Genomic DNA, 20,007 nt, shown 5'->3' on the forward strand with positions numbered 1-20,007 from the left:
TGGTCTTCGGGGCTCAATCAAAACATTGTATATTTGATCATGCTTCTCGCCCGCTTGCCTGAAGTGGGCAGGGTCGTGATGGTGGACTGCAGCGAAGCCAAAACGCCCCATCCACTGGCAGAATGGTGTGGCGTCGACAGTCTCGATCAACAGACAGCGATCGCAAACCTCGACCTCATTATCGAGCTGGGGTCGCGGACTGATGAGGTCATGGCAAAAATGTTCCGCGATCAGGGCGGAAAAATCGTTTCCTACATGGCTGGCAATGCCGCGATCATGAATTTTGAATGCGTCGCATCAAACAGTCCAAATGGGGAGATCGTCGCCAATGTCCCTTTTGATGCCGTCTGGATAACGCCTCAACATTGGCACACCAATCGTGCCTGGAGTGTTCTCACCCGCTGCTCTATTACCGAGATGGTTCCGCATATTTGGGAGCCAGTCTGCCTTGAAGCATCAATCAAGGCATCGAAAGTGGGATATTTCTGGAAGGACCGCGATCTTTCGGCGGGTTACAGGGTCGGTACACTGGTCCCTAACATAAATACTGTAAAAACGTTTCATATCCCCTTGCTTGCGGTTGAAGAGGCATATCGCCGTGCGCCGCATTTGATTGATCGTGTCATGCTTTTCAATACAGAAAAGTTTGTTGGAACTCCCCATTTCGAAGAGTTCATTGCTGCGACGTCATTGCACAAAGACAAGAAAGTATATTCCGAAGCGAGGTGGAAGACCACCAATGTCGTGGGAACTCATATAGATGCTGTAGTTGAGCATCAATGGGAAAACAATCTGAATTATTTGTATTGGGATATACTTTACTCGGGTCACCCGTTTATCCACAACTCGCCTGAGATAGAGGGGGCTGGATACTATTACAAATCCTTTGATACGCAGGATGGAGGCAGGGTGATTGCAGACGCTCTCAAGCAGCACCCCTCTCGCGCTAAGCTCGCTCGCAGCCAGGCCGTGGACTATCTGTGGCGCTACCGCGTCGATAATCCCGCAGTACAGGCTCGCCATAGTGAACTGATCGAGATGGTTATGGCGTCATGATGAGGCTCCCGACTTGGGCCAGGGTCGCCGGCGCAGGTGCCCTGACCTTCCTGATCGTTAGCGGCGCGGCCTGGGCGCAGCGGAGCTCAGCAGGGGGTGCCTTTCGGGCACCTTCGGAAGCTGTGGCAAGGCTCAAGGTCGCTCTCCAGCAGATCAATATGCGAACCTGTGCGCCGACGACTCTGGAGGCTGCGGAGTTCATTTTCGACGGGAGTGACGCTCAGTTCGTCGTGCAGCCGCTCGGACCTGACCCCAATCGATGGCCTACGGTCCTGTCGGCGGAATCAAGCCATGGCCTGAAGGGTGATACGCGTCTGACGACGCTGATTGTTGCGCCGGCAGGGTCCTGCTCGGGGCTGTATCAGCAGGTGATCTACTGGCCTCAGCGCTGTGATGTCGTAAAAAAGGAGGTTTTTGGTGCCTTTTCCGGTGAAAAGGTCTCTTCCAGAAACATCCGTGTCAGTGAGGCCAGCCCGGCCCTGCAACTTCAACTGATGCCGGCGGGCGATTCTGGTTGTGTCTCAATCAAGAAAGAATTGATCGGGTGATTTCTCTTGCTGAGAAGAGAGCGGGGTACTCTGTTGGCATAACAATCTATGTCGACCCCGAAGGAAAGCTGGGTCTGTGGGAAAACGGACTACGCCAGAACGTAATTTTTCTCTTTGAACTTTTCAGGGCCGCCAAAGGGTGCGCCAAGGTCGTCTTTCTGAACCAGGGTGATGCAGATCTCGACGACAATATCGAAGGTCTTGGATTTGATAAGTCAGACGTTCTCCGCATACCGGACGTGGTCGGTAAGCTCGACTATGTAATCGTTATCGGTGCTGCGATCGATCCTCAAGCGGCGCTAACGTTAAGAGCGGGAGGTGCCCGAATTATCTCCTACCGGGGTGGTAATGGCGCGATACTTTCGATCGAGTCCATTATCAACGATGACCGGCGGCATGCAGCAGAGCGTTACTTCGATGTAGGTTGCTTTGATGGCGTCTGGACGACGCCTCAGCACGTGCACACCTATAAGCCTTGGCTCCAGACCCTTTATCGGATGCCGGTAGCGGTGGTCCCGCAGATTTGGTCTCCGACAATCCTCAATACGCGTCCGGTTGTGCAGGAAGGGCAGTTTGGCTTTCGCCCGGGCAAGACAAAGTGGCGTGTTGGGATGATGGATCCAAACAACACGGTCATGAAGACAAGTCACATGGGCATGCTGCTTTGTGATGCCGCTTGGCGTGCAAGGCCTGAGTTGTTTGAGGCCATCTACATATCGAATGCATTTTCATTAATGGAAAACGCGCATTTCAAAAGTTTTGCATCGTCTATGAAATCGGCGAAGTCAGGCATAATGACCGTAGAGTCTAGGTTTATTAGCCCTGATTTCCTTGCGAATCATTGCGACGCCATTGTCACCCATCATTGGGAAAACGGCCTAAACTATATGTACTATGAGGTGCTGTATGGAAAATACCCACTCATACACAACTCTGAGTTCATTAAAGACTATGGGTACTATTATCCTGACTTCGCTCCGGACATTGGAGCTAATGTACTGATTGACGCGCTTGATCGCCACAGTTCTGAGTTGGAACGTTATAGTGCTTCATGCGACGACTTGGTGTCGCGTTTGGCTCCTGGTCATCCGACCAATATTGAGATCCACGAGCGCCTGCTGACTTCACCGCTGTCAGCTCTCTGATTTGTAATGGGTTCCCCGGAGAAGGCAGGGGCGACAGGGCCGCAGCCGCAGCCATGGCTAACGACGGTCATCTCTTGATCCAATACTCCACGAAATCGAGCTAGCCTTGCCCTTAGCGCAGATAGGGGTGAGGAGCGCGAACCTCTGTACGGACCTCTCGCGCGACGCATCGCCTCGGCAACTATGGCATGACATGTTCGGCAGCTTGCATCGGCACCCATTTCCAGCGGGGTGCGACGACGCGGTGCCTTTGTGCACCAACGTCAATCGAAGCGAGCAAAGCCGTTCAACTGCGCCATGCCATCGACATGACTGCGAGTTTTTCACTAAGTAATTGAATTTGCGGGGGCGCGTGGCGGTGAGAGAGGGATTCGAACCCTCGTTAGGCTTTCACCTAAACACGCTTTCCAAGCGTGCGCCATCAACCACTCGGCCACCTCACCATGCGCACTTGAATCGGGAGCGGTTGAGGCCCCCCTTCGCAGGAAGGCGCGCAATATACTCACGGGGCTTTCGGGAGCAAGCGCTGATGAGGGGTGAAATGTGGTGCGCGACCACATATATCGACTGGGACCGTTTCCCGCCGAGGCCACACCATGCTGCTGAGCAAGAAGTCCCTGGATCTGCCCTCCGTCGACAGCGCCCTGCCGGGGCGTGAGGCCGCGATCCCGACGGCGGAGTCCCACTTCGTCAATGGCCATGCCCTGAAGGGGCCCTATCCCGACGGGATGGAGACGGCCGTGTTCGCCATGGGCTGTTTCTGGGGCGTGGAGCGGATCTTCTGGAAGGTCCCCGGCGTCCATGTCACCGCCGCCGGCTATGCGGCCGGGATCACGCCCAATCCGACCTATCAGGAGGTCTGCAGCGGCGGAACCGGTCATACCGAGGTGGTGCTGGTGGTGTTTGATCCCAGGGCGGTCAGCTACGAGACCCTGCTGAAGACCTTCTGGGAAAACCATGATCCCACCCAGGGCATGCGCCAGGGCAATGACATCGGCACCCAGTATCGCTCGGGCCTCTATGTGACGAGCGACGCCCAGGCCGCTGCGGCCGCCGCGTCGAAGGACGCCTATGGCCAGGCCCTGGCCGGCCAAGGTCTTGGGTCGATCACCACCGAGATCGCTGCCGCCGGGCCGTTCTATTTCGCCGAGGACTATCACCAGCAGTACCTGGCCAAGAACCCGGGCGGCTATTGCGGGATCGGCGGCACCGGCGTGACCTGCCCGATCGGCGTCGGCGTCGAGGCTTGAGCCCCGAAGCCTTCGACGGGGCCTGCAGGGCCCTGCCGGCGGTGACGATGGATCGGCCCTGGGGCTCTGACCAGGTCTACAAGGTCGGCGGCAAGATGTTCGCGGTGATGGGTGACGCGATCGCCCGGGGCGGCGTGTCGTTCAAGGTCTCGGACGTGGCCTATGAGGTGCTGATCGAGACGGGCCGCGCCGGCCCCGCGCCCTATCTGGCCCGGGCCAGATGGGTGAGGTTCGAGGACCTGTCCGGGCTCGACCCGGCCGAGGTCGAGGACTGGCTGAAGACCGCCCATGGCCTCGTGGCCGCCAGGCTGACCCGGGCCGTGCGGGCGGGCCTCGGTCTCAGCTAGATCGTGTCGACCGGAGGATCCTGCTCGCCGTGCTTCAGGTGCGGGCCGTGGACGACGGGCTGGCGCTCCAGGATCTGACGCACCTGACGGACGGCCGACGAGGCCCGGCTGCGCCTCTGCCGCCAGAGCAACAGCAGCAGGGCGCCCAGGGTGGCGGAAATGAAGGCATAGGGGCCCAGCAGCCAGGCCGCGGCCGCCAGGGCGAAGTAATAGCCGCGCACCCCGGCATTGAAGGCGGAAAGCGCCGGATTGAGGATGCCGCCGGTGGCTTCGGCATATTCGGCCAGGGTGGCGGGCGAGGCCCACATCGGCGTGGCCCCGATGGCGGCCAGACAGTAGTTCATCTGGCGAATGGCCCAGATGAAGTCCAGCAGGCCCCGCGCCAGGGCAAACAGCACCAGGCCGAGCTTGATCTCGAACATCATCTGCGAGGCCGGGGCCAGAACGGCGAGGCCCTCGATGCTCCTCAGTGCGCCGTCTCCGCCGAACAGGACGCCCGCCGCCGCCGCGATCAGGATCAGGTTGGACGAGGCGAAGAAGCTGGCCGAATTGATCGCATGACCCAGGAGCTGGCCGTCCAGCAGGGCGATCTCGCGGACCGCCATCTCCTGCATCCAGCGCCGGCGGATCACCGTCATGTCGGTATTGATCAGATTGCCGCCTTCGCCCAGCCGCTTGAGCAGGGGCTCATAGAACAGCCAGGCGACCACGAAGAGGGCGAGGGCGGCGATGTCGACGATCGGCATGGGGCGAGCCTAGGTCCGGACAGGGATTCGACGAAGGGCCAGGTTCAGTCCTCCAGAATGCGGCTGTGCTTGCCGCTGTCACGCAGGGCCAGGGCGATCACGGCCCCCATGGCCATCATGCCAGTCAGATAGATATAGAAGCCGCTTTCCAGGCCGATGCTCTTGAACCAGAGGGCGACAAACTCGGCCGTGCCTCCGAACAGGGCATTGCCGATGGCATAGGGCAGGGCGACGCCCAGGGCCCGGACATGGGTGGGGAAGAGCTCGGCCTTCACCACGGCGCTGATCGAGGTATAGGCCGACTGCACCACCAGGGCAGCGAAGATCAGCACAAAGGCCACGGTCGGGTCGGTCGCCCTGGCCAGCAGGGTGAAGACCGGCCAGGCCAGAACAGCCCCGCCACCAAAGGCGAAGACCAGCATGCGCCGCCGTCCCAGCCGATCGGAGAGCCAGCCGAACAGGGGCTGGATCAGCATGAAACCGACCAGGGTCGCCAGGTTCACGGCCCCCGCCACCTCCTTGCTGAAGCCGGTGGTGTTGGTCAGGAACTTCAGCATGTAGGTGGTGTAGGCATAGAAGGCCAGGGAGCCGGCGGCGGTCAGGCCGATGATGGCCAGGGCCTCGCGCGGATGCTGGGTGAACATGGCCAAGGTGTTGGCCTTGGGCGCGCCCGCAGCCTTGGCGTTGGTGTAGGATTGGGACTCCTCCAGCCCGCTGCGGATCCAGAATACGACCACCGCCAGGGCGGCGCCGATGAAGAAGGGGATGCGCCAGCCCCAGGCCGAAAGCTGGGCCGGTTCCAGCACATTCTGCAGAATGACCAGGACCAGGGCGGCGACCAGCTGGCCCATGATCAGGGTCACGTACTGGAAGCTGGACCAGAAGCCGCGACGCCTCTTGCCGGCCATCTCGCTCATATAGGTGGCGCTGGCGCCGTATTCGCCGCCGACCGACAGGCCCTGCAGCACGCGGGCGGCCAGCAGGATGGCGGGGGCGGCGGCCCCGATCTGGTCGAAGCCGGGGGTGACGGCGATGATCAGAGAGCCCAGGCTCATCAGGCCTACGGCCAGGGTCAGGGCGGCGCGGCGACCGGCGCGGTCGGCATAGAGGCCCATCAGCCAGGCCCCGACCGGACGCGCCAGGAAGCCGACAGCGAACACCGCAGCGGTCTTCATGAACTGGGCGGTCTGGTCGCCGGCCGGGAAGAAGACCTTGGCGAAATAGATCGAGAAGGCGGCATAGGCGAACCAGTCGTACCATTCGACCAGATTGCCCGCCGAACCGCCGAGAATGGCCCGCGCCCGCGCCGACGACGTCATGCCGGGTGGGTTTTCGCCGGTCTTGGTCTCGGCGGCTTGCGTCGTCATGCCCATCTCCCCCGAGGCGTTGCGGGGGAAGCTTAGGCGAAGCCGGGGCCGGACGCCAACCGCCGTTGGATGGTGTCCGGCCGCGGGTCTAGAGCCGACCCATCAGGACCAGGACGATCAGGATGACGAGGACCAGGCCCAGGCCCCCGCTGGGAAAATAGCCCCAGGACTTGCTGTGGCTCCAGGTCGGCAGGGCGCCGATCAGGGCCAGGATCAGAATGATGATGAGGATCGTGCCGAGCATGTCCGTTCTCCCGTTCGGCCGCGACCACCGGCTTCAGGCCGGGGCACGGTGTCGGCAGTAGGAATGTGCGGCGCCGCTTGTCGGTTCCTGTAAAGGTCGGGGGTCAGTCGCCGGGAGCGTCCTGGGCCTTGCGCAGCTTGATGGCCCACAGCGCGCCGATCACCGCACCCTTGACGCGGGGCAGCAGCACCAGGGTCAGGGCGGCCAGGGGCAGGACGGTCAGGGGCAGGACCAGCCCCACCGGTGCCTTCCAGATGAACGGGAACAGCAGCAGAGGGGCGACGAACAGGTGGCCGATGATCAGGATGGTGAAATAGGCCGGACCGTCGTCGGCCGGATACTCCGCCAGGTCGTGACCACAGGCCTCGCAATCGGGATCGACTTTCAGATAGCGCACATAGAGACGGCCATCGCCGCAGTTGGGACAGCGATGCATCAGGCCGCGCTTGAGGCCGGTCAGGACACTTGGGGTGGAGTTACTCGACATGGTGTCCATATGCGCCGGCCAGGGCCAGTTTTAAAGGTGACCTAGCGACGCATCTGATAGTTAATGCGGCCTGAATGTCGACATCTTCAAGTATCAAAATGGCGAAGATTGTAACAAGATGTGAACACAGTTGGGATTGTTGCCAAACTTGACTGTTCTAACCGCGGCACTTTGGTCGTCGTTTTCCATGAGTGCGGCTACAGCCGGGGCAGGCGGTTAAGCAAATCACCACCGGCCCCGGCCTGGAACCGACTCTAGCGGACCCGGCGGATCGAGCTGATCCGGTCATTCGCCTCACGGCCCAGCAGGCCCTGATCGCGGGTCAGGGTCCAGCACCGACCCTGATAGTCGACGTCCTCGCACACTTGCCACTCGCCGCGCAGGATCTTGATCGACGAGGCCGTGTCATTGAATTTGACGGCGGTCAGGTCGGGCATGTCGCCCCGCACCTCGAAGGGGCGGCCTTCATAGCCGGCATGTTCGAACAGGACCGCTTCGGCGCGATAGGGATTGCCACCGCCACCGCCACCGCCGCTACCGCCGGGCCGTCCACCGCCGCCGCCATTTCCACCGCCCAGGCTCTGGCAGACCAGGCGGCCGTCGCCGGCATTGGCCAGGCCCTGGCTGTTGCAGTCGCGGACATGGGCCCCGACCCAGGCCCAGCGGCCGTCGTTCTGCTTGCAGCGCGCATAGACGTCGTCATTGAAGGCGGTGATCTCGCGGCAGCTCTGGACATAGGATCCGCGCGGCGGCTCCTGGTAGGGGCCGTTCCATTGCGGAGCCTGGGCCTGGGCGGCAGCGGCGATGACGGAGGCGACGCCGAAGGCGATCAGGCTGATGGTCTTGCGCATACTGGTTTCCCCAACGCTTTGAACTCGATGTCGCCAAGCTAGGCCTGGCGGCTGAACCGTAGCTGAACGCCAGACGGGGGCTGCTTGCAAGGTCTCGGCGTGCACGCTTCATCTTCCCCCTCCGGGGAAGGACGACCGCTTTAGCGGTCAGGAGGGGGCAGCGGCATTGGCTGGGGAGGCTCGCCCCCCTACCGCGTCCCCGGCCGGTAATCCTCCTGCACATGGCCCTTCAGCTGGTCCTCGGTGAACAGCACCGGCTTGGTCTTCATGGCCGCGAATAGCGGCGTCTGGTCAGCATAGTGCTTCGACCCCGCATCCAGGGTCGCCGAGCCGAACTGGTGGATGCTGTCGGAGGACAGCTTGCCGTTCCGGTCCCAGGTCACGAACATGATGAAGGTGTCGCCGCCCTCGGCGGTGGTGGTGCCGTCCTTCTGCAGCCGGCCCCAGACCGAGCGATAGGTGTCGGCGGCGCCGTCGATGGCCATGTCGACCTTGCCGCGGCGGATGCGGTTGACCTCGCCCCATTCAGGATCGAGCCGGCCGAAATGGGTCTTCAGGGTGGTGATGGCCGTCTTCAGGGTGTCCATCGGGTCGGGCTCGGCCTCGCCGCTGGTGCGGGCGAACAGGATCGGCTGGCTCATCAGGGCCGCCAGGGCTGCCCCGCGATTCCTGAGGTCGGTTTTGCGGTCCCAGCCCTTGAGGATCGCCTGGGCGGCGGCCAGATCCTTGTCGCCCTTCGGATCGACGGCGGTGACCTTGGCGATCATCGCCGCTACGCTGGAGCGCTCGCTATAGGTCAGGTCGTACTTGTAGCGCCGGAAGCTGTCATCGGTGATGGCGGCATCGATGCCGACCGTCTCCTGCACCCGCAGGGCGCGGTTGGTCATGTTGGTCTGCAGGCCCATGGAGGCGGGGAAGTCCGCCGGCCTCAGATTGTCGGTCGGAGCACTGGCCTCGAACGGGCTGTTGTTGGAATTGAACACAAAGCCCGACTTCGGATTCCACAGCTGCGGGATCTGCTTGACCGGCCGATAGCCCTGCCAGATCAGGTCGGAGCGATCGCCGGGCAGGACCCCGCTCCAGTCGGCCTCGACGGTCCGGTTGGGATACTGGCCGTTATGGACGAAGCCGATGTTCCCGGCGGCGTCGCCATAGATGTAGTTCAGGCTGGGCAGGGCATGGGTGGCCAGGGCGGCGCGCCACTCTTCGAGGTTCCGGGCCTTGTCCAGCTTCCAGTACTGCACCGGCTGGCGGTATTCGCCCATGCCGGCATAGCGGATGGCGAAGACGCCGCGCTTGGTCTCCAGAACCGGGCCGTGGACCGAGCGCAGCACCGCCTTGCGTACCGGCAGCACGATGGGGCCCCACAGCTTGACGCGCAGGAGGGCGGTGGAGATCTCGAAGTCGCGCCAGGCACCGTCCAGGCGGTACTGGTTCTTGTTCTGGGGATTGATGGTCAGGCGGTAGGTGTCGACAAGGTCGGGTTTGGACACCGTATTGGCCCAGCCCAGGGTGGCGTTGTGGCCATGCAGCATGAACGGCGAGCCGGGGAAGAAGCCGCCGGCCACGTGCCAGCCTTCACCGCTTTCGACCACGGCCTCATACCAGGCCACCGGGCCGGTATAGGGCTGGTGCGAATTGACCAGCAGGCGGGTGGCGCCGTCGGCATTGCGCGACGGGGCGACGGCCAGGCCGTTGGAGCCCTTGGGCGGCGGAGGGGGCGTATCCGGGGCGGTCAGTTTCTTCAGTTCGCCGTCCAGGCCGTAGAAGAACGGCTGCTTGAAGACAAAACCTGCGGCGATGTCCTTGCCGGTGACCGGCAGCAGGCCGGATGTCACGACCCTGGGATTGAGCGCCCCATAGTGATTGACCCCGTCGGCATAGGCCTGGAGCACCTTGCGCAGCTCGGCGGGCAGCTTGTCGTAATTGGTATCAACGGTGGGCCAGACGCCCAACAGAGACACCACATAGTCGGTCGGGGCGGCCGAGGCCCCCTTGGTGCGGGCCAGGACGCCGCGCGTGGCCAGGGTCACCTCGCTCAGGGTGGCGAAATCGTCCTCGCTCTGAGCAAAGCCCAGGCCATAGGCCGCGTCGGCGTCGGTCTTGCCCAGGATGTGCGGCACCCCCCATTCGTCGCGGCGGATGCGGACCTCATAGCGCTCGCCGGCCGCGATCAGGGCCGCCCGGTCCGGTGCCTTGGGCAGGCTGGAGCGGTCGATGACGATCAGGGCCAGAACGGCCAGCACCGCGAACGCCAAAAGTCCGCCGATCCCGCGCAGAATCCACCGCATCCAAGCCTCCCCGATTGTTTTCTCGTTGCGCTGATCATGAGCGCATCCGGCAGGGCAGGGGAAGGCCGACGTTGGGGAAGGGGCGGGGCCAGGCTTGGGTCAGATGTCGCGCGCCCTGCGAAGCGCCAGGCGACTGCCCCGAGGATGGCACGCCTTCCCTTGAAACTGCGGGCCGGAACGAGGATGTTCATCCCGGTCCTCGGGTTGGCGCGGCGCAACCAGGGCCAAGATGAGATGGGCCATCAGGCCTGGGCGCCCTGTGGAATCCCTTATGCGACTGATCTGTAGCTTCATGATTTTGGGCGGGGTTTTCCTGACGGCGGCTTGCGGTCCAAAGGCATCCGAGCCCCAGCCCGAGCAGAAGAAGGCCAGCCTAAGCGCCGCCGCACCTGCGCCCCCGGCCAATTCCGCCAGCACAGACGTCGAGTCCGGCGAGGAATCAGAAGGTTGGGGCCGGCCGACGAATGAAAAGGAAATGTACGGGTTTCAGGGCGAAGTCATGCCCTATCCCCCGCCCATGGGCATAAACGGCGAGAGCGCGTGGTTCGAGGCGGCGTCCACCTCCGCGATCGGCTTTACGGGGAACGTGGCCTTCACCGGCATCCTCAAGGAGAACGAGCCGACGCAATGGCTCCATATGCAGGGGGATAACGGTCTCACCTATGACCTTCAGATTGTCGACAGCGGTGGCGTCGATGCGATCGGCAAGCTCGATTGGAGCAAGATCATGATGGAGCCGATCGGCATGGAGGACTATCTGAAGGAAAAGACCGAAGAGCAAGGTACGCTTGTTTTCGTCTACAAGGTTATGCGCGCCGTCACACCGGCCCAGGCCAATAATGGCGGCCTTTGCCGCAAAATCGGCTATCTCGCCATAACCGCAAATTCTCCGAGCAAAAACACAAAGGTGGCCGCTTTTGGCCCGGGGCCTTGGCCTCCAAAGGACAGTTCGACCCTCTGCGGCAGCTATACATACGCGCCCATCGAACAGGAGGCCGGATCCCTGAAGGCCAGGCCCTGAGTCAGGACTGAAGCTCAGTTGGGGCCTGCCGCTGCCCCGGGGCCATGTCTGAAGCCGGCCGTGAAAATGCCGTGATACCGCCGTTCTTCCGGTTGGGGGAAATCGGCCAATTCTGCCGCAAACAAGGGAGGGCGACATGGCTCGCACACACAGCATTTCGGTTCTGGCGGTGATGGCCGCCTGCGCGTTCGGGGGCGTGGCCCTGGCCCAGGTTCCGGCCAACATCACCGCCGCCCTCGCCAGTCCGGCTCGCCCGGCCGAGGACAGTGCCCGCGACGCGGCCCGTCACCCCGGCGAGATCCTGGCCTTCGCGGGGGTCAAGCCCGGTGACACGGTCGTCGACTTCATCATGGGCGGCGGCTATTTCACCCGCATCCTGTCCGGCGCGGTCGGCCCCTCGGGCACGGTCTATGCCTATCAGCCGGCCGAGTTTATCCGCTTCCAGGCCAAGTATGGCGAAAGCCTCAAGGCGGTATCGGCGGCCCTGCCCAATGCCAAGCCGCTGGACGGCAGTGTCATCGCCCTGGACCTGCCCGACAATCTCGACCTGGTGATCACGGTCCAGAACTATCACGACCTGCATCTGAAACCGTTCCCGACCGCCACGGCCGCAACGGTCAATGCCGAGGTCTTCAAGTCGCTGAAGCCGGGCGGGGTCTTCCTGATCGTCGACCATGCCGCCGCCAGCGGGGCGGGTCTGGCTGTCGCCGACACCCTGCACCGTATCGATGTCGCCGATGTCCGGGCCGAGGTCGAGGCGGCGGGTTTCAAGCTGGAGGCCGAAAGTCCGATCCTGCGCGATGCCGCCGATCCTCATACCGCCAATGTCTTCGACCCGGTCATTCGCGGCAAGACCGACCAGTTCATCCTGAAGTTCCGCAAGCCCGGCTAAACCCTTGCGGCAGTGTGAGAACCTCGTCCTGCGACAAGCTCAGGATGAGGTGCTCGACGGCCCCGACGCGAAACTCGCCCTCATCCCGAGCCTGTCTAAGGATGAGGCCGGACCCCGCAAGGCCGTCGCGCGAAAGGGCCCTTGGGGCCTAGGGCACATCCGCCCGGGCATGGGGCGGGAACGCGGCCCGCGCGCGCAGGCGGTCATAATAGGCGCGGACGGCCGGCAGGTCGGCATGATCGATCGGCGTCATCAGCCAGCGATGGGTGGACAGGCCCAGCACCACATCAGCCAGGCTGAAGGTCTCGCCGGCCGCATAGGCCCCGGTGGTCGCGAGTTGGCGGTCCAGCAGGGTCATGGCCGTGTTCCAGGCCGTGGTGCTGGCGGTGATCGCGGCCGGATCGTCAAAGCCGGCTGTCTTGCGGACCAGGGCCAGGAAGGCATAGCGCCAGGCACCGTTCAGTTCGGTCGCCTGCCAGTCCATCCATTGCTCGACCCGGGCCCGATCCCGGGCTGCAGGCGGCAGCAGACCGCTGGCACCATGGCGATGGGCCAGATAGCGGCAGATGGTGTTGCTCTCCCAGAGCGGCCCCAGATCGTCGACCAGCACCGGGATCAGGCCATTGGGATTGAGGGCCAGGAAGTCGGGCTGGCGGGTGGGGGCAAAGCCCGCGCCCCAGTCCTCGCGCTGATGGGCCAGGCCCAGTTCGTCCAGGGTCCATAACACCTTGCGGACATTGATCGAGGCAGCGTGACCCAGAACCCGCATGGCGCTAGCGGGTCATCCAGGGCTTGGACTTGCCGGCCTGGACGCCGGCGGCCTGTTCCCGCTGGAACTTGCCGCCGCGCGGCGGCTTGGGGCGGGCGTCGATCGCGGCCTTCTTCAGACGCAGGGCGCGCTGGATCGGGGTTTCGTCGGAATGGTCGGGGGTATCGGTCATGAGCGCGCCTATAGCACAGGGCGTGGGCCCCGTGCGCGCCTTTGCCTTGAGAAGGCCGCGCTTGGCGGTCAAGCTGTGCTCATGACCCTTTTCGCCCCCGCCCTGTCCCTTGTCGTCGCCCTGGCTGCGGGGGGAGGGGCCCTGATCCAGACGCGGGAGGAGTCGACGGCCGTCTCGCCGGTGACCGTGATGCCGCCGACCCTGCCGCCCAAGGTCGTGGCCACCTATCCGGCCGAGGGCCAGACCCTGGCCCCGGGGGTGCTGATCCTGAAGGTGGTCTTTGACCAGAAGATGAACCCGCGGGCCTGGAGTTATGCGCCCGTGCCCGGCGGTGAGGCCCTGGACTGCATCAAGACCCCGCGTCTGCTGAACGATCAGAAGACCTTTGTGCTGCTATGCCGGGTGCTGTCGAACCGCACCTACAAGGTCGCCCTCAATGCCGATCCGGCCGCGGTGGGCTTTGCCAATCTGGCCGACAACCGGGCCGAGCCCCTGACCCTGAGTTTCCAGGTCGTGCGCGGCGAGCCGGTCACCTCCATCGCCCGGGCCCTGTCGGCGGCGGGTCTGAAGTCCGAGGACGAGCCGATCGCCGAGGCCCCCAAGCCGCCTGTCCGGCCCTTGCCCTGATCCGGGTCGTGACCGGGTAGCGCTGCGGCCCGGCCTGGGGCATCGTCGCCCCGTGTGCGAAACAGCCCCCAAGACCGGAGACTGGAGCGAGGCCGATCTGGACCTCGTGACCGGCGACTATTTCGTCATGCTGGCCAAGCAGCTGGCCGGCCAGACGGTCAATGCCGCCAGCCACCAGCGCGCCCTGCGCTTTGTCACCGGTCGCCCAGACGGGGCGATCGCCTTTCGCCAGAGCCATATCTCCGCCGTCCTGACCCTGATCGGTCTGCCTGTGGTCCGGGACTTTGCGCCGCGCTGGAAGCTGCCCGACGCGGTGGTCGATGCCGTCGACCGGCAACTGGCCTCGCGGCCGGGCCTGATCCTGGCAGCCTCGCGTCCGGCCGTACTGTTCTCGTCGCGCGAGCCCCTGCATCTGGCCGAGGGGCCGCCGCCGGTCTTCGTGGCCGAACAGAGGCAGCCCAGTCCGCGGGCCGAACAGCTGATCGCCCGCCATGATCCCGCCGGCCGTGACCAGGCCAATGCCCCGCTGGTCGAGGCCGGACACCGCGCCGTCCTGGCCTTCGAACAGCGCCGGCTGCGCCAGCACGGCCGCGCCGATCTTGCCGAGCAGGTCCGCCTGGCCCGGCGGCCTGATGACCCGCCCGGTCACGACATCCTCAGCTTCACCCCGACCGGTCAGCAGCGGCTGATCCTGGTCAAGACCACGACCGGCGGCATCGCCACGCCCCTGGCCCTCAGCGAGGCCGAAAACGCGCTGTGGGCCGGCCGGCCGGATGTCTGTTGCCTCTACCGCCTGCATGATCTCGGCGGCGATCTGCGCTTCTACAAGCTGCGGCCGCACAGCGAGCCGGCCGATCCGCCGGATCTTGGGTGAGACCGGATAAACGGCTAGGCTGTCGCCGCCATTGATCCTAGGGTCGTGGCCTGCGGCTCCCCGCGCGTGAGGTTGGCGATGTACCTGCTTTTGCTTGCCCTGGCGCAAGGTCCTGCGCCGCAGGAGGCCCAGGCCGCCCTTCAGTCCTGCGAGATGACCTCCAAGGGCTGGGTATGCCACTACCAGATCCCGTCGGTGACCGTCGTCCGTCCGCTCGATGCGGCGGCGACCGGTGCCACACCGGGCGAGACCACCACCGCCACGCCGCCGGCAGCGGGTCCGGACACCCGACCGTCCACCGATAAGGCCGACAGTGCCGTGGCGGCGCGCCAGGCCCGGTTGATCGCCAATTGCGCCGATGCGACCTGGCTGTCCCTGTGCCTGCCGGGCGACCGCCGCGAGGCGAAGATCCTGCGCGAGGCGGCCCAGGCTGCGGCGGCCCTGCGGGGCAAGGTCACGGCCCTGCTCAGCGAATCCCGCTGTGACGAGGCGGTCAAGACAGCCCTGGCCGGGGGCGACATGGCCCTGGCCCGCGAGGCCCGCGACTTCTGCAAGCCCTGATCCCCCTCCTGATCCAGGCGGGGGCGGCCAACAAAAAAGGCGGGGTGTGAACCCCGCCTTTTCCAGTTTCGAAGGCTGTAAGCCCTGCAGCCCTTAGGGGCGGACAGGCTCGCAGCGCACGCCGTCGGCGCAGCCGGTGAAGTGGATCTCGGGCGCATCGACCGTGACGGCCGACGGACGGACATGCACTTCCGGACGATGCAGATAGATCTGAGGCGCGGCGATGCGGATCGGCGGGGCGTCGACATAGACCGGCGGGCCCTGGATATCGATGCGGCCCGACGGCACGACGACTGGCTCGCCATAGACGCGGACGCCCGGCGCCGAGACGCGGATGTCGCCATAGGACGAGGTCGGGCCGTAGAAGACCACGGCGCGGGTGCACAGGCAGTCGATCGACGGCATCGGCGGCATCGGCGGCGACGGACGACGATAGTCTTCCGCGGCACTGGCCGATCCGACCACGGCGCTGGCACCCAGCACGGCCAGCAGGCCAGCAGCAAGTTTCAACTTCATTTCAGATCCCCTCATGAGCCCATCGACCCCATTTACACTCTGTCGCCCATGCCCCGGGTCCCGCGTGGAATCCGGGCCGGAGGAGACGAGAATTAACCTTAACCGAACGTTGGTCGATGGTGTGGTGGTTTTCAACCCCTGGGGGAAGTTATTCTCACCCCGTGCAGGGTCCGGCGCGAACCGGCGGTCTCGCGGACCGCAATAACGCTTCAGGTGCCGTGGCGGGTGGGGGTTGAGCCGGGGGCGCAGGTGATCTCGCGCCATTCAAAGCGGGCCGGACTGACCAGTCTCTGGTTGACCACCGTGCGATAGACCACCGGGCTGTCATAGGTCTCGACCCGTGACGGGCTCACCAGGACCCGCACCGATACCGTGCGGTATTGGGCCGGGATCTCGCGGCGTTCCACATGGCTGTCGCGGTCGATCACCTGGCGGGTCACGGTCCGGGTCTCGGCCGGCTCGCGGACCCGGACCTGCCGGGCCGGGCGGACCATGACCTGCCGGGACTCGTGCCGATATTCCGCCGGCACCTCGACCAGGCACAGGACCTCGCCGGTCGGGGTCATCATGGTGCGGCCCGGGTCGGTCTCACGGCGGTCCAGCAGCATGCCGCGCTTCCACTCGGTATGGGCCGCGCGCACCAGCACCTGTTCGGTCACGGTCTCATAGACGGCCGGAACGGTCTCGATCCGCTCCGATTCGGGCCGGACCACCACGGTTTCGGTCACGGTCCGCCAGGTGGCCGGCACGGTGACCAGCTCGGTCCGCGCCGGGCTCACCAGTTCCTGGCGCTCCTCATAGCGATAGACGGCCGGGATGATCCGGCTCTCGGTCCGGCTGGGGCGGTCGATCACCTGCTCGACATAGGATTCGTAGCGGGCCGGCGACATGACCTTTTCATAGCACTTGCCGGGCTGGGGATTGGGCGGACAGTCATCACCGCTGCCGGCCTGGCTGATATCCGCGCCGAGCACCGCCATGATCGCCAGGCTCGCCGCCGAGGCTCGCAATATCCCGCTCAACCTGCCCACCCGACGCTGACTCCCGCTGCGCGCATTAACCAGAGTCATTCAACACGGTTTGGGCGAAGCGGGCCCGGACTTTCTGCTCAGGCGGGAAAAACGCCGGGACGGGGCATCGGTTTTGGGCAAGGCTGTCGCCTATACCGCCTGGCGCGCGTCCTCCAGGATCATCCGCGCGGCCTTTTCGGCGATCATCAGGGTCGGGGAGTTGGTATTGCCCGAGACGATGGCCGGCATGACCGAGGCGTCGGCGACCCGCAGGCCCGCCATCCCCAGCACCCGCAGGCGGCCATCGACCACGGCCGTCGGATCGTCGGCCAGACCCATCTTCGCCGTGCCCACCGGGTGGAAGATCGTCGTGCCCAGCTGCCGTGCCGCCGCCAGCAGGCCGGCATCGTCATCGACCGCCAGACCCGGGCTCATCTCGTCGGGGTCATAACAGGCCAGGGGCGGCCGGGCGACGATGCGGCGGATCAGGCGCAGGGAGTCGACGGCCACCCGCTCGTCCTCCGCCGTCGCCAGATAGTTGGGCTGGATCAGCGGCGCGGCGGCCGGATCCGGGCTACCCGCATGGATGCTGCCCCGGCTGGAGGGGCGCAGGTTGCAGACACTGATGGTGATGGCCGGAAAGCGGTGCAGCGGCTCGCCGAACCGGTCCAGCGACAGGGGCTGGACGTGGAACTGCACATTGGGCGTCGCATAGTCCGGCGAGGTCCGGGCAAAGGCCCCCAGGTGCGACGGCGCCATCGACATCGGCCCGCGCCGCAGCAGGGCATATTCCAGCGCCATCAGCGGCCGCCGCCACAGCGAGGCATAGTGGGCATTGAGGGTCGCCACGCCCTTGACCCGATAGATCGGCCGGATCTGCAGATGGTCCTGCAGGTTCTCGCCCACCCCCGGCAGGTGGCGATGCACGGGCAGCCCCAGGGCCGCCAGCCGGTCCCCGTCACCGATGCCCGACAGCTCCAGCAGGTGAGGGCTGTTCACCGCCCCGGCGGTCAGCACCACCTCGCCGCGACACCGGGCCTCGCGCTCTTGCCCGTCCTCGGTCCAGGCCACGCCCACGGCCCGGCCGTCATCGAGGATCACCCGGCTGGCCCGCGCCCCGGTGCGCAGCTCCAGATTGGGCCGGGCCAGCACGGGCTTCAGAAACCCCCGCGCCGCGCTCCACCGGAGGCCCGCCCGCTGGTTGACGTTGAAATAGCCCGAGCCGCTATTGTCGCCGCCGTTGAAATCCGGACTGGCGGGGATGCCCTCCAGCGCCGCCGCCCGGGCAAAGGCGTCCAGCACCTGCCAGCGCATGCGCGGATGCTCCACCCGCCACTCGCCGCCCGACTGGTGATGCTCCGATGGCGGAGCAATATGGTCCTCCTGGGCCTTGAACAGCGGCAGGACATCGTCCCAGCCCCAGCCGGTCAGACCCCGCTGCCGCCAGCCGTCATAGTCGGCCGCCTGGCCGCGCATATAGATCATGGCATTGATTGCCGACGATCCGCCGATCACCTTGCCGCGCGGATAGTTCAGGCTGCGGCCGTCCAGGCCCGGCACGGGCTCGGTGCGATACATCCAGTCCGAGCGCGGATTGCCGATCGCGAACAGATAGCCGACCGGGATGTGGAACCAGATCCAGTTGTCGCGGCCCCCGGCCTCCAGCACCAGCACCCGCCGCTGCGGATCGGCCGACAGCCGGTTGGCCAGCACGCACCCGGCCGACCCCGCCCCGACGATGATGTAGTCATAGGTCTCGACCGCCACGGATCTGGTCCTCCCGTTAGCCGCAGTCGTGCCGCGATTTGGCCTCCGGCACCAGCGGTGGACGGGCCGCCTGGGCCCCCAGGGTCGGCACGCGTGTCTGAAGGCGCTTGCGCCTCCAGCCGGGCTGGGGAAAGGGCGGATCGGCCGGGGGCCAGGTTCGCAGCCGCTCGCGCATCCCGGTGTCCGGATTGACCACATCCACGCGCTCGAAGGCGAACTCTTCCAACTTCAGCAGGGCCTGCTCGGTGATATACTCGGCCGACTGAAGGATACATTCCTCGTTGGTCTCGCCCAGCACGTCGCGACGGAAACGATAGACCATCCGCATGAAGACCGGATGCACCGCAGCCGGCTTGTGCAGCATCGCCAGAGCCGTAAAGGCGATCATGCGAAACATGGACTCTGTCTCACGCTCGACGGCTTCGCGCGTCGGGCGCCAGTCGATGAAGGGCCCGCCGTCGTCCGGATAGCCCTCTGGAGGCGGCGTCGGCCAGGGTCGCTTGCCGGGCTCCCCGAGTCCTTGCGGGACGTTCCTCGCGGCAGTGGCGGGGGCGGCCTCGGCCGAGTCCGGCCCGTCCGCGGCCGCGACGAACAGCCGGTCCAGCCGCTGCACCAGGGCCGACAGCCGCAGAGCCTCGTGGTCGCGCCCGTCATGGATCGCGCTTGCCAGCCGCGCCAGGGCTGCAGCCTTCATCTCGGCCGGATCGGACGACGGCGGCGGACCGCTGGCGGCCACCCCGTCCGCGCGCCGCGCCCGCGCCGGCGACGCCCCCGCCGCCCGCCGACTCTCCGCAGCCTCGGCCCGCCGCGCCGCCACATGGGCCCGTGCCACGTCGTCAGCATGGCGCTTCTTGGTCCAGCCATCGACCTGGGCATGGCGATAGATGCTGCCGGGCGAGACCTTCCACAGCGCCGACAGCTCCTTGGCCGTCGCGCCGTTACGATAGGCCTCCCCGATCTCGGCCCACGAGGCCTCGGAGAGACGGAACCAGGTGGGCGGGGTTTCTGAGCTGTGTTCGGTCATGCACGGCATTATGCGGCCGTGCGGAGAGGCGGGGATCGGGGCGGTGGGGTTTTTGGTAAGGGGTTGAAGGCGCTGGGGAAGTTTTGGCGACAGGCGGGGATAGAGGTGGGGCAATCCCCTCGCTAGACGACGCCGCTTTGGGCTGTTCAGCGCCATTAGCGGACTCTCGAACCGCTCCAGGAACACGACGTTCGATGATATGTTTGGGTCAGCGCACGGAGTACGCCATGGGCCGCTGGACATCGTTACACCCCGCCGAAGTCTTGTCAGACTAAACCGCGTTGCTAGGATCCTGGAACGTTGGCCGGCCTCCTGCGCTTCCTCAACTCGTTACCGAGCCTATTGCGCTGTCTCAAATCTAGGAGGCGTGAGCGACAGAGCTCATCCTTGGTCGATTGCTCTGACAACACCCGGTCAGGAGTTACGCCGCAGCGTCGACGTA

21 protein-coding genes, 1 tRNA gene and 1 pseudogene are annotated in these 20,007 nt (G+C 65.1%); 10 read left to right on the forward strand and 13 right to left on the reverse strand.

The window, feature by feature from the left end; translation table 11 throughout:
* Window positions 1-39 precede the first annotated feature (39 nt).
* Genes ACW17U_RS03695 through ACW17U_RS03705 form a run of 3 tightly spaced genes read left to right on the forward strand, consistent with a single transcriptional unit; the run spans window position 40 to window position 2,749 of the window.
* Window positions 40-1,056, forward strand: a complete 1,017-nt coding sequence (locus ACW17U_RS03695) for a DUF2827 family protein (RefSeq protein WP_492054892.1) — start codon at window positions 40-42, stop codon at window positions 1,054-1,056.
* Window positions 1,053-1,604, forward strand: a complete 552-nt coding sequence (locus tag ACW17U_RS03700) for a hypothetical protein (RefSeq protein ID WP_492054893.1) — start codon at window positions 1,053-1,055, stop codon at window positions 1,602-1,604. The genes ACW17U_RS03695 and ACW17U_RS03700 overlap by 4 nt, the downstream gene beginning before the upstream one ends.
* Window positions 1,601-2,749: a DUF2827 family protein gene (locus tag ACW17U_RS03705; protein ID WP_492054894.1), complete on the forward strand. Its 1,149-nt coding sequence runs from the start codon at window positions 1,601-1,603 to the stop codon at window positions 2,747-2,749. Before ACW17U_RS03700 ends, ACW17U_RS03705 begins: the two co-directional genes overlap by 4 nt.
* A 353-nt stretch (window positions 2,750-3,102) precedes the next feature.
* On the opposite strand, the gene ACW17U_RS03710 is transcribed toward ACW17U_RS03705, so the two are convergent.
* A tRNA-Ser gene (locus ACW17U_RS03710) sits at window positions 3,103-3,192 on the reverse strand.
* Window positions 3,193-3,345: 153 nt separating this feature from the next.
* On the opposite strand from ACW17U_RS03710, the gene msrA reads away from it, so the two are divergent.
* Window positions 3,346-3,999, forward strand: a complete 654-nt coding sequence (msrA, locus tag ACW17U_RS03715) for a peptide-methionine (S)-S-oxide reductase MsrA (RefSeq protein WP_492054895.1) — start codon at window positions 3,346-3,348, stop codon at window positions 3,997-3,999.
* Entirely contained in the window at window positions 3,996-4,346 is a 351-nt protein-coding gene (locus ACW17U_RS03720) for an MmcQ/YjbR family DNA-binding protein (RefSeq protein WP_492054896.1), read from the forward strand. The genes msrA and ACW17U_RS03720 overlap by 4 nt, the downstream gene beginning before the upstream one ends.
* On the opposite strand, the gene ACW17U_RS03725 is transcribed toward ACW17U_RS03720, so the two are convergent.
* The 6 genes from ACW17U_RS03725 to ACW17U_RS03750 form a co-directional block, all read right to left on the reverse strand.
* Window positions 4,343-5,092, reverse strand: a complete 750-nt coding sequence (locus ACW17U_RS03725; RefSeq protein ID WP_492054897.1) for a DUF599 domain-containing protein — start codon at window positions 5,090-5,092, stop codon at window positions 4,343-4,345. The two genes, ACW17U_RS03720 and ACW17U_RS03725, sit on opposite strands and share 4 nt — an antisense overlap.
* Window positions 5,093-5,136: 44 nt before the next feature.
* Complete coding sequence (locus ACW17U_RS03730; protein WP_492054898.1) at window positions 5,137-6,459, reverse strand: MFS transporter; 1,323 nt, start codon at window positions 6,457-6,459, stop codon at window positions 5,137-5,139.
* An 88-nt stretch (window positions 6,460-6,547) separates the two neighbouring features.
* Window positions 6,548-6,703 (reverse strand): DUF3309 family protein, encoded by a 156-nt coding sequence (locus ACW17U_RS03735; protein WP_492054899.1) that lies wholly within the window; start codon window positions 6,701-6,703, stop codon window positions 6,548-6,550.
* A 103-nt stretch (window positions 6,704-6,806) separates the two neighbouring features.
* Entirely contained in the window at window positions 6,807-7,199 is a 393-nt protein-coding gene (locus ACW17U_RS03740) for a DUF983 domain-containing protein (RefSeq protein ID WP_062148041.1), read from the reverse strand.
* Window positions 7,200-7,444: 245 nt separating this feature from the next.
* Window positions 7,445-8,041, reverse strand: a complete 597-nt coding sequence (locus ACW17U_RS03745) for a beta/gamma crystallin-related protein (protein ID WP_492054900.1) — start codon at window positions 8,039-8,041, stop codon at window positions 7,445-7,447.
* Between the two features lie 188 nt (window positions 8,042-8,229).
* Window positions 8,230-10,332 (reverse strand): acylase, encoded by a 2,103-nt coding sequence (locus ACW17U_RS03750; RefSeq protein ID WP_492054901.1) that lies wholly within the window; start codon window positions 10,330-10,332, stop codon window positions 8,230-8,232.
* 271 nt (window positions 10,333-10,603) lie between these two features.
* Here ACW17U_RS03750 and ACW17U_RS03755 point away from each other — a divergent pair, with 271 nt between their 5' ends.
* Window positions 10,604-11,353 (forward strand): hypothetical protein, encoded by a 750-nt coding sequence (locus tag ACW17U_RS03755; RefSeq protein ID WP_492054902.1) that lies wholly within the window; start codon window positions 10,604-10,606, stop codon window positions 11,351-11,353.
* Window positions 11,354-11,489: 136 nt separating this feature from the next.
* Entirely contained in the window at window positions 11,490-12,245 is a 756-nt protein-coding gene (locus ACW17U_RS03760) for a class I SAM-dependent methyltransferase (protein WP_492054903.1), read from the forward strand.
* Window positions 12,246-12,393: 148 nt separating this feature from the next.
* On the opposite strand, the gene ACW17U_RS03765 is transcribed toward ACW17U_RS03760, so the two are convergent.
* Together ACW17U_RS03765 and ACW17U_RS03770 are read right to left on the reverse strand one after the other, a co-directional pair.
* Window positions 12,394-13,014: a glutathione S-transferase family protein gene (locus tag ACW17U_RS03765; protein WP_492054904.1), complete on the reverse strand. Its 621-nt coding sequence runs from the start codon at window positions 13,012-13,014 to the stop codon at window positions 12,394-12,396.
* 4 nt (window positions 13,015-13,018) lie between these two features.
* On the reverse strand, window positions 13,019-13,186 hold the full coding sequence (locus ACW17U_RS03770; protein WP_492054905.1) for a hypothetical protein: 168 nt from the start codon (window positions 13,184-13,186) through the stop codon (window positions 13,019-13,021).
* 81 nt (window positions 13,187-13,267) lie between these two features.
* On the opposite strand from ACW17U_RS03770, the gene ACW17U_RS03775 reads away from it, so the two are divergent.
* From ACW17U_RS03775 to ACW17U_RS03785, 3 genes are all read left to right on the forward strand, one after another.
* The gene (locus tag ACW17U_RS03775; RefSeq protein WP_492054906.1) at window positions 13,268-13,813 is read left to right on the forward strand and encodes a hypothetical protein; all 546 of its coding nucleotides are present in this window, start codon (window positions 13,268-13,270) and stop codon (window positions 13,811-13,813) included.
* A 52-nt stretch (window positions 13,814-13,865) separates the two neighbouring features.
* Complete coding sequence (locus ACW17U_RS03780) at window positions 13,866-14,687, forward strand: protein NO VEIN domain-containing protein (protein WP_492054907.1); 822 nt, start codon at window positions 13,866-13,868, stop codon at window positions 14,685-14,687.
* A gap of 78 nt (window positions 14,688-14,765) precedes the next feature.
* Window positions 14,766-15,248 (forward strand): hypothetical protein, encoded by a 483-nt coding sequence (locus tag ACW17U_RS03785; RefSeq protein ID WP_492054908.1) that lies wholly within the window; start codon window positions 14,766-14,768, stop codon window positions 15,246-15,248.
* Window positions 15,249-15,341: 93 nt separating this feature from the next.
* Here ACW17U_RS03785 and ACW17U_RS03790 read toward each other — a convergent pair.
* The 4 genes and pseudogenes from ACW17U_RS03790 to ACW17U_RS03805 form a co-directional block, all read right to left on the reverse strand.
* Window positions 15,342-15,680: pseudogene (locus ACW17U_RS03790) on the reverse strand (hypothetical protein); the annotation flags it as partial.
* 293 nt (window positions 15,681-15,973) lie between these two features.
* Complete coding sequence (locus ACW17U_RS03795; protein WP_492054909.1) at window positions 15,974-16,774, reverse strand: hypothetical protein; 801 nt, start codon at window positions 16,772-16,774, stop codon at window positions 15,974-15,976.
* A 150-nt stretch (window positions 16,775-16,924) separates the two neighbouring features.
* Entirely contained in the window at window positions 16,925-18,541 is a 1,617-nt protein-coding gene (locus ACW17U_RS03800; protein ID WP_492054910.1) for a GMC family oxidoreductase, read from the reverse strand.
* A 16-nt stretch (window positions 18,542-18,557) separates the two neighbouring features.
* Window positions 18,558-19,565 carry a hypothetical protein gene (locus ACW17U_RS03805; protein WP_492054911.1) on the reverse strand — a complete coding sequence of 336 codons (1,008 nt, stop codon included), beginning with the start codon at window positions 19,563-19,565 and terminating at the stop codon, window positions 18,558-18,560.
* Window positions 19,566-20,007 lie beyond the last annotated feature (442 nt).

Source organism: Caulobacter sp. AVps16, assembly GCF_058681455.1.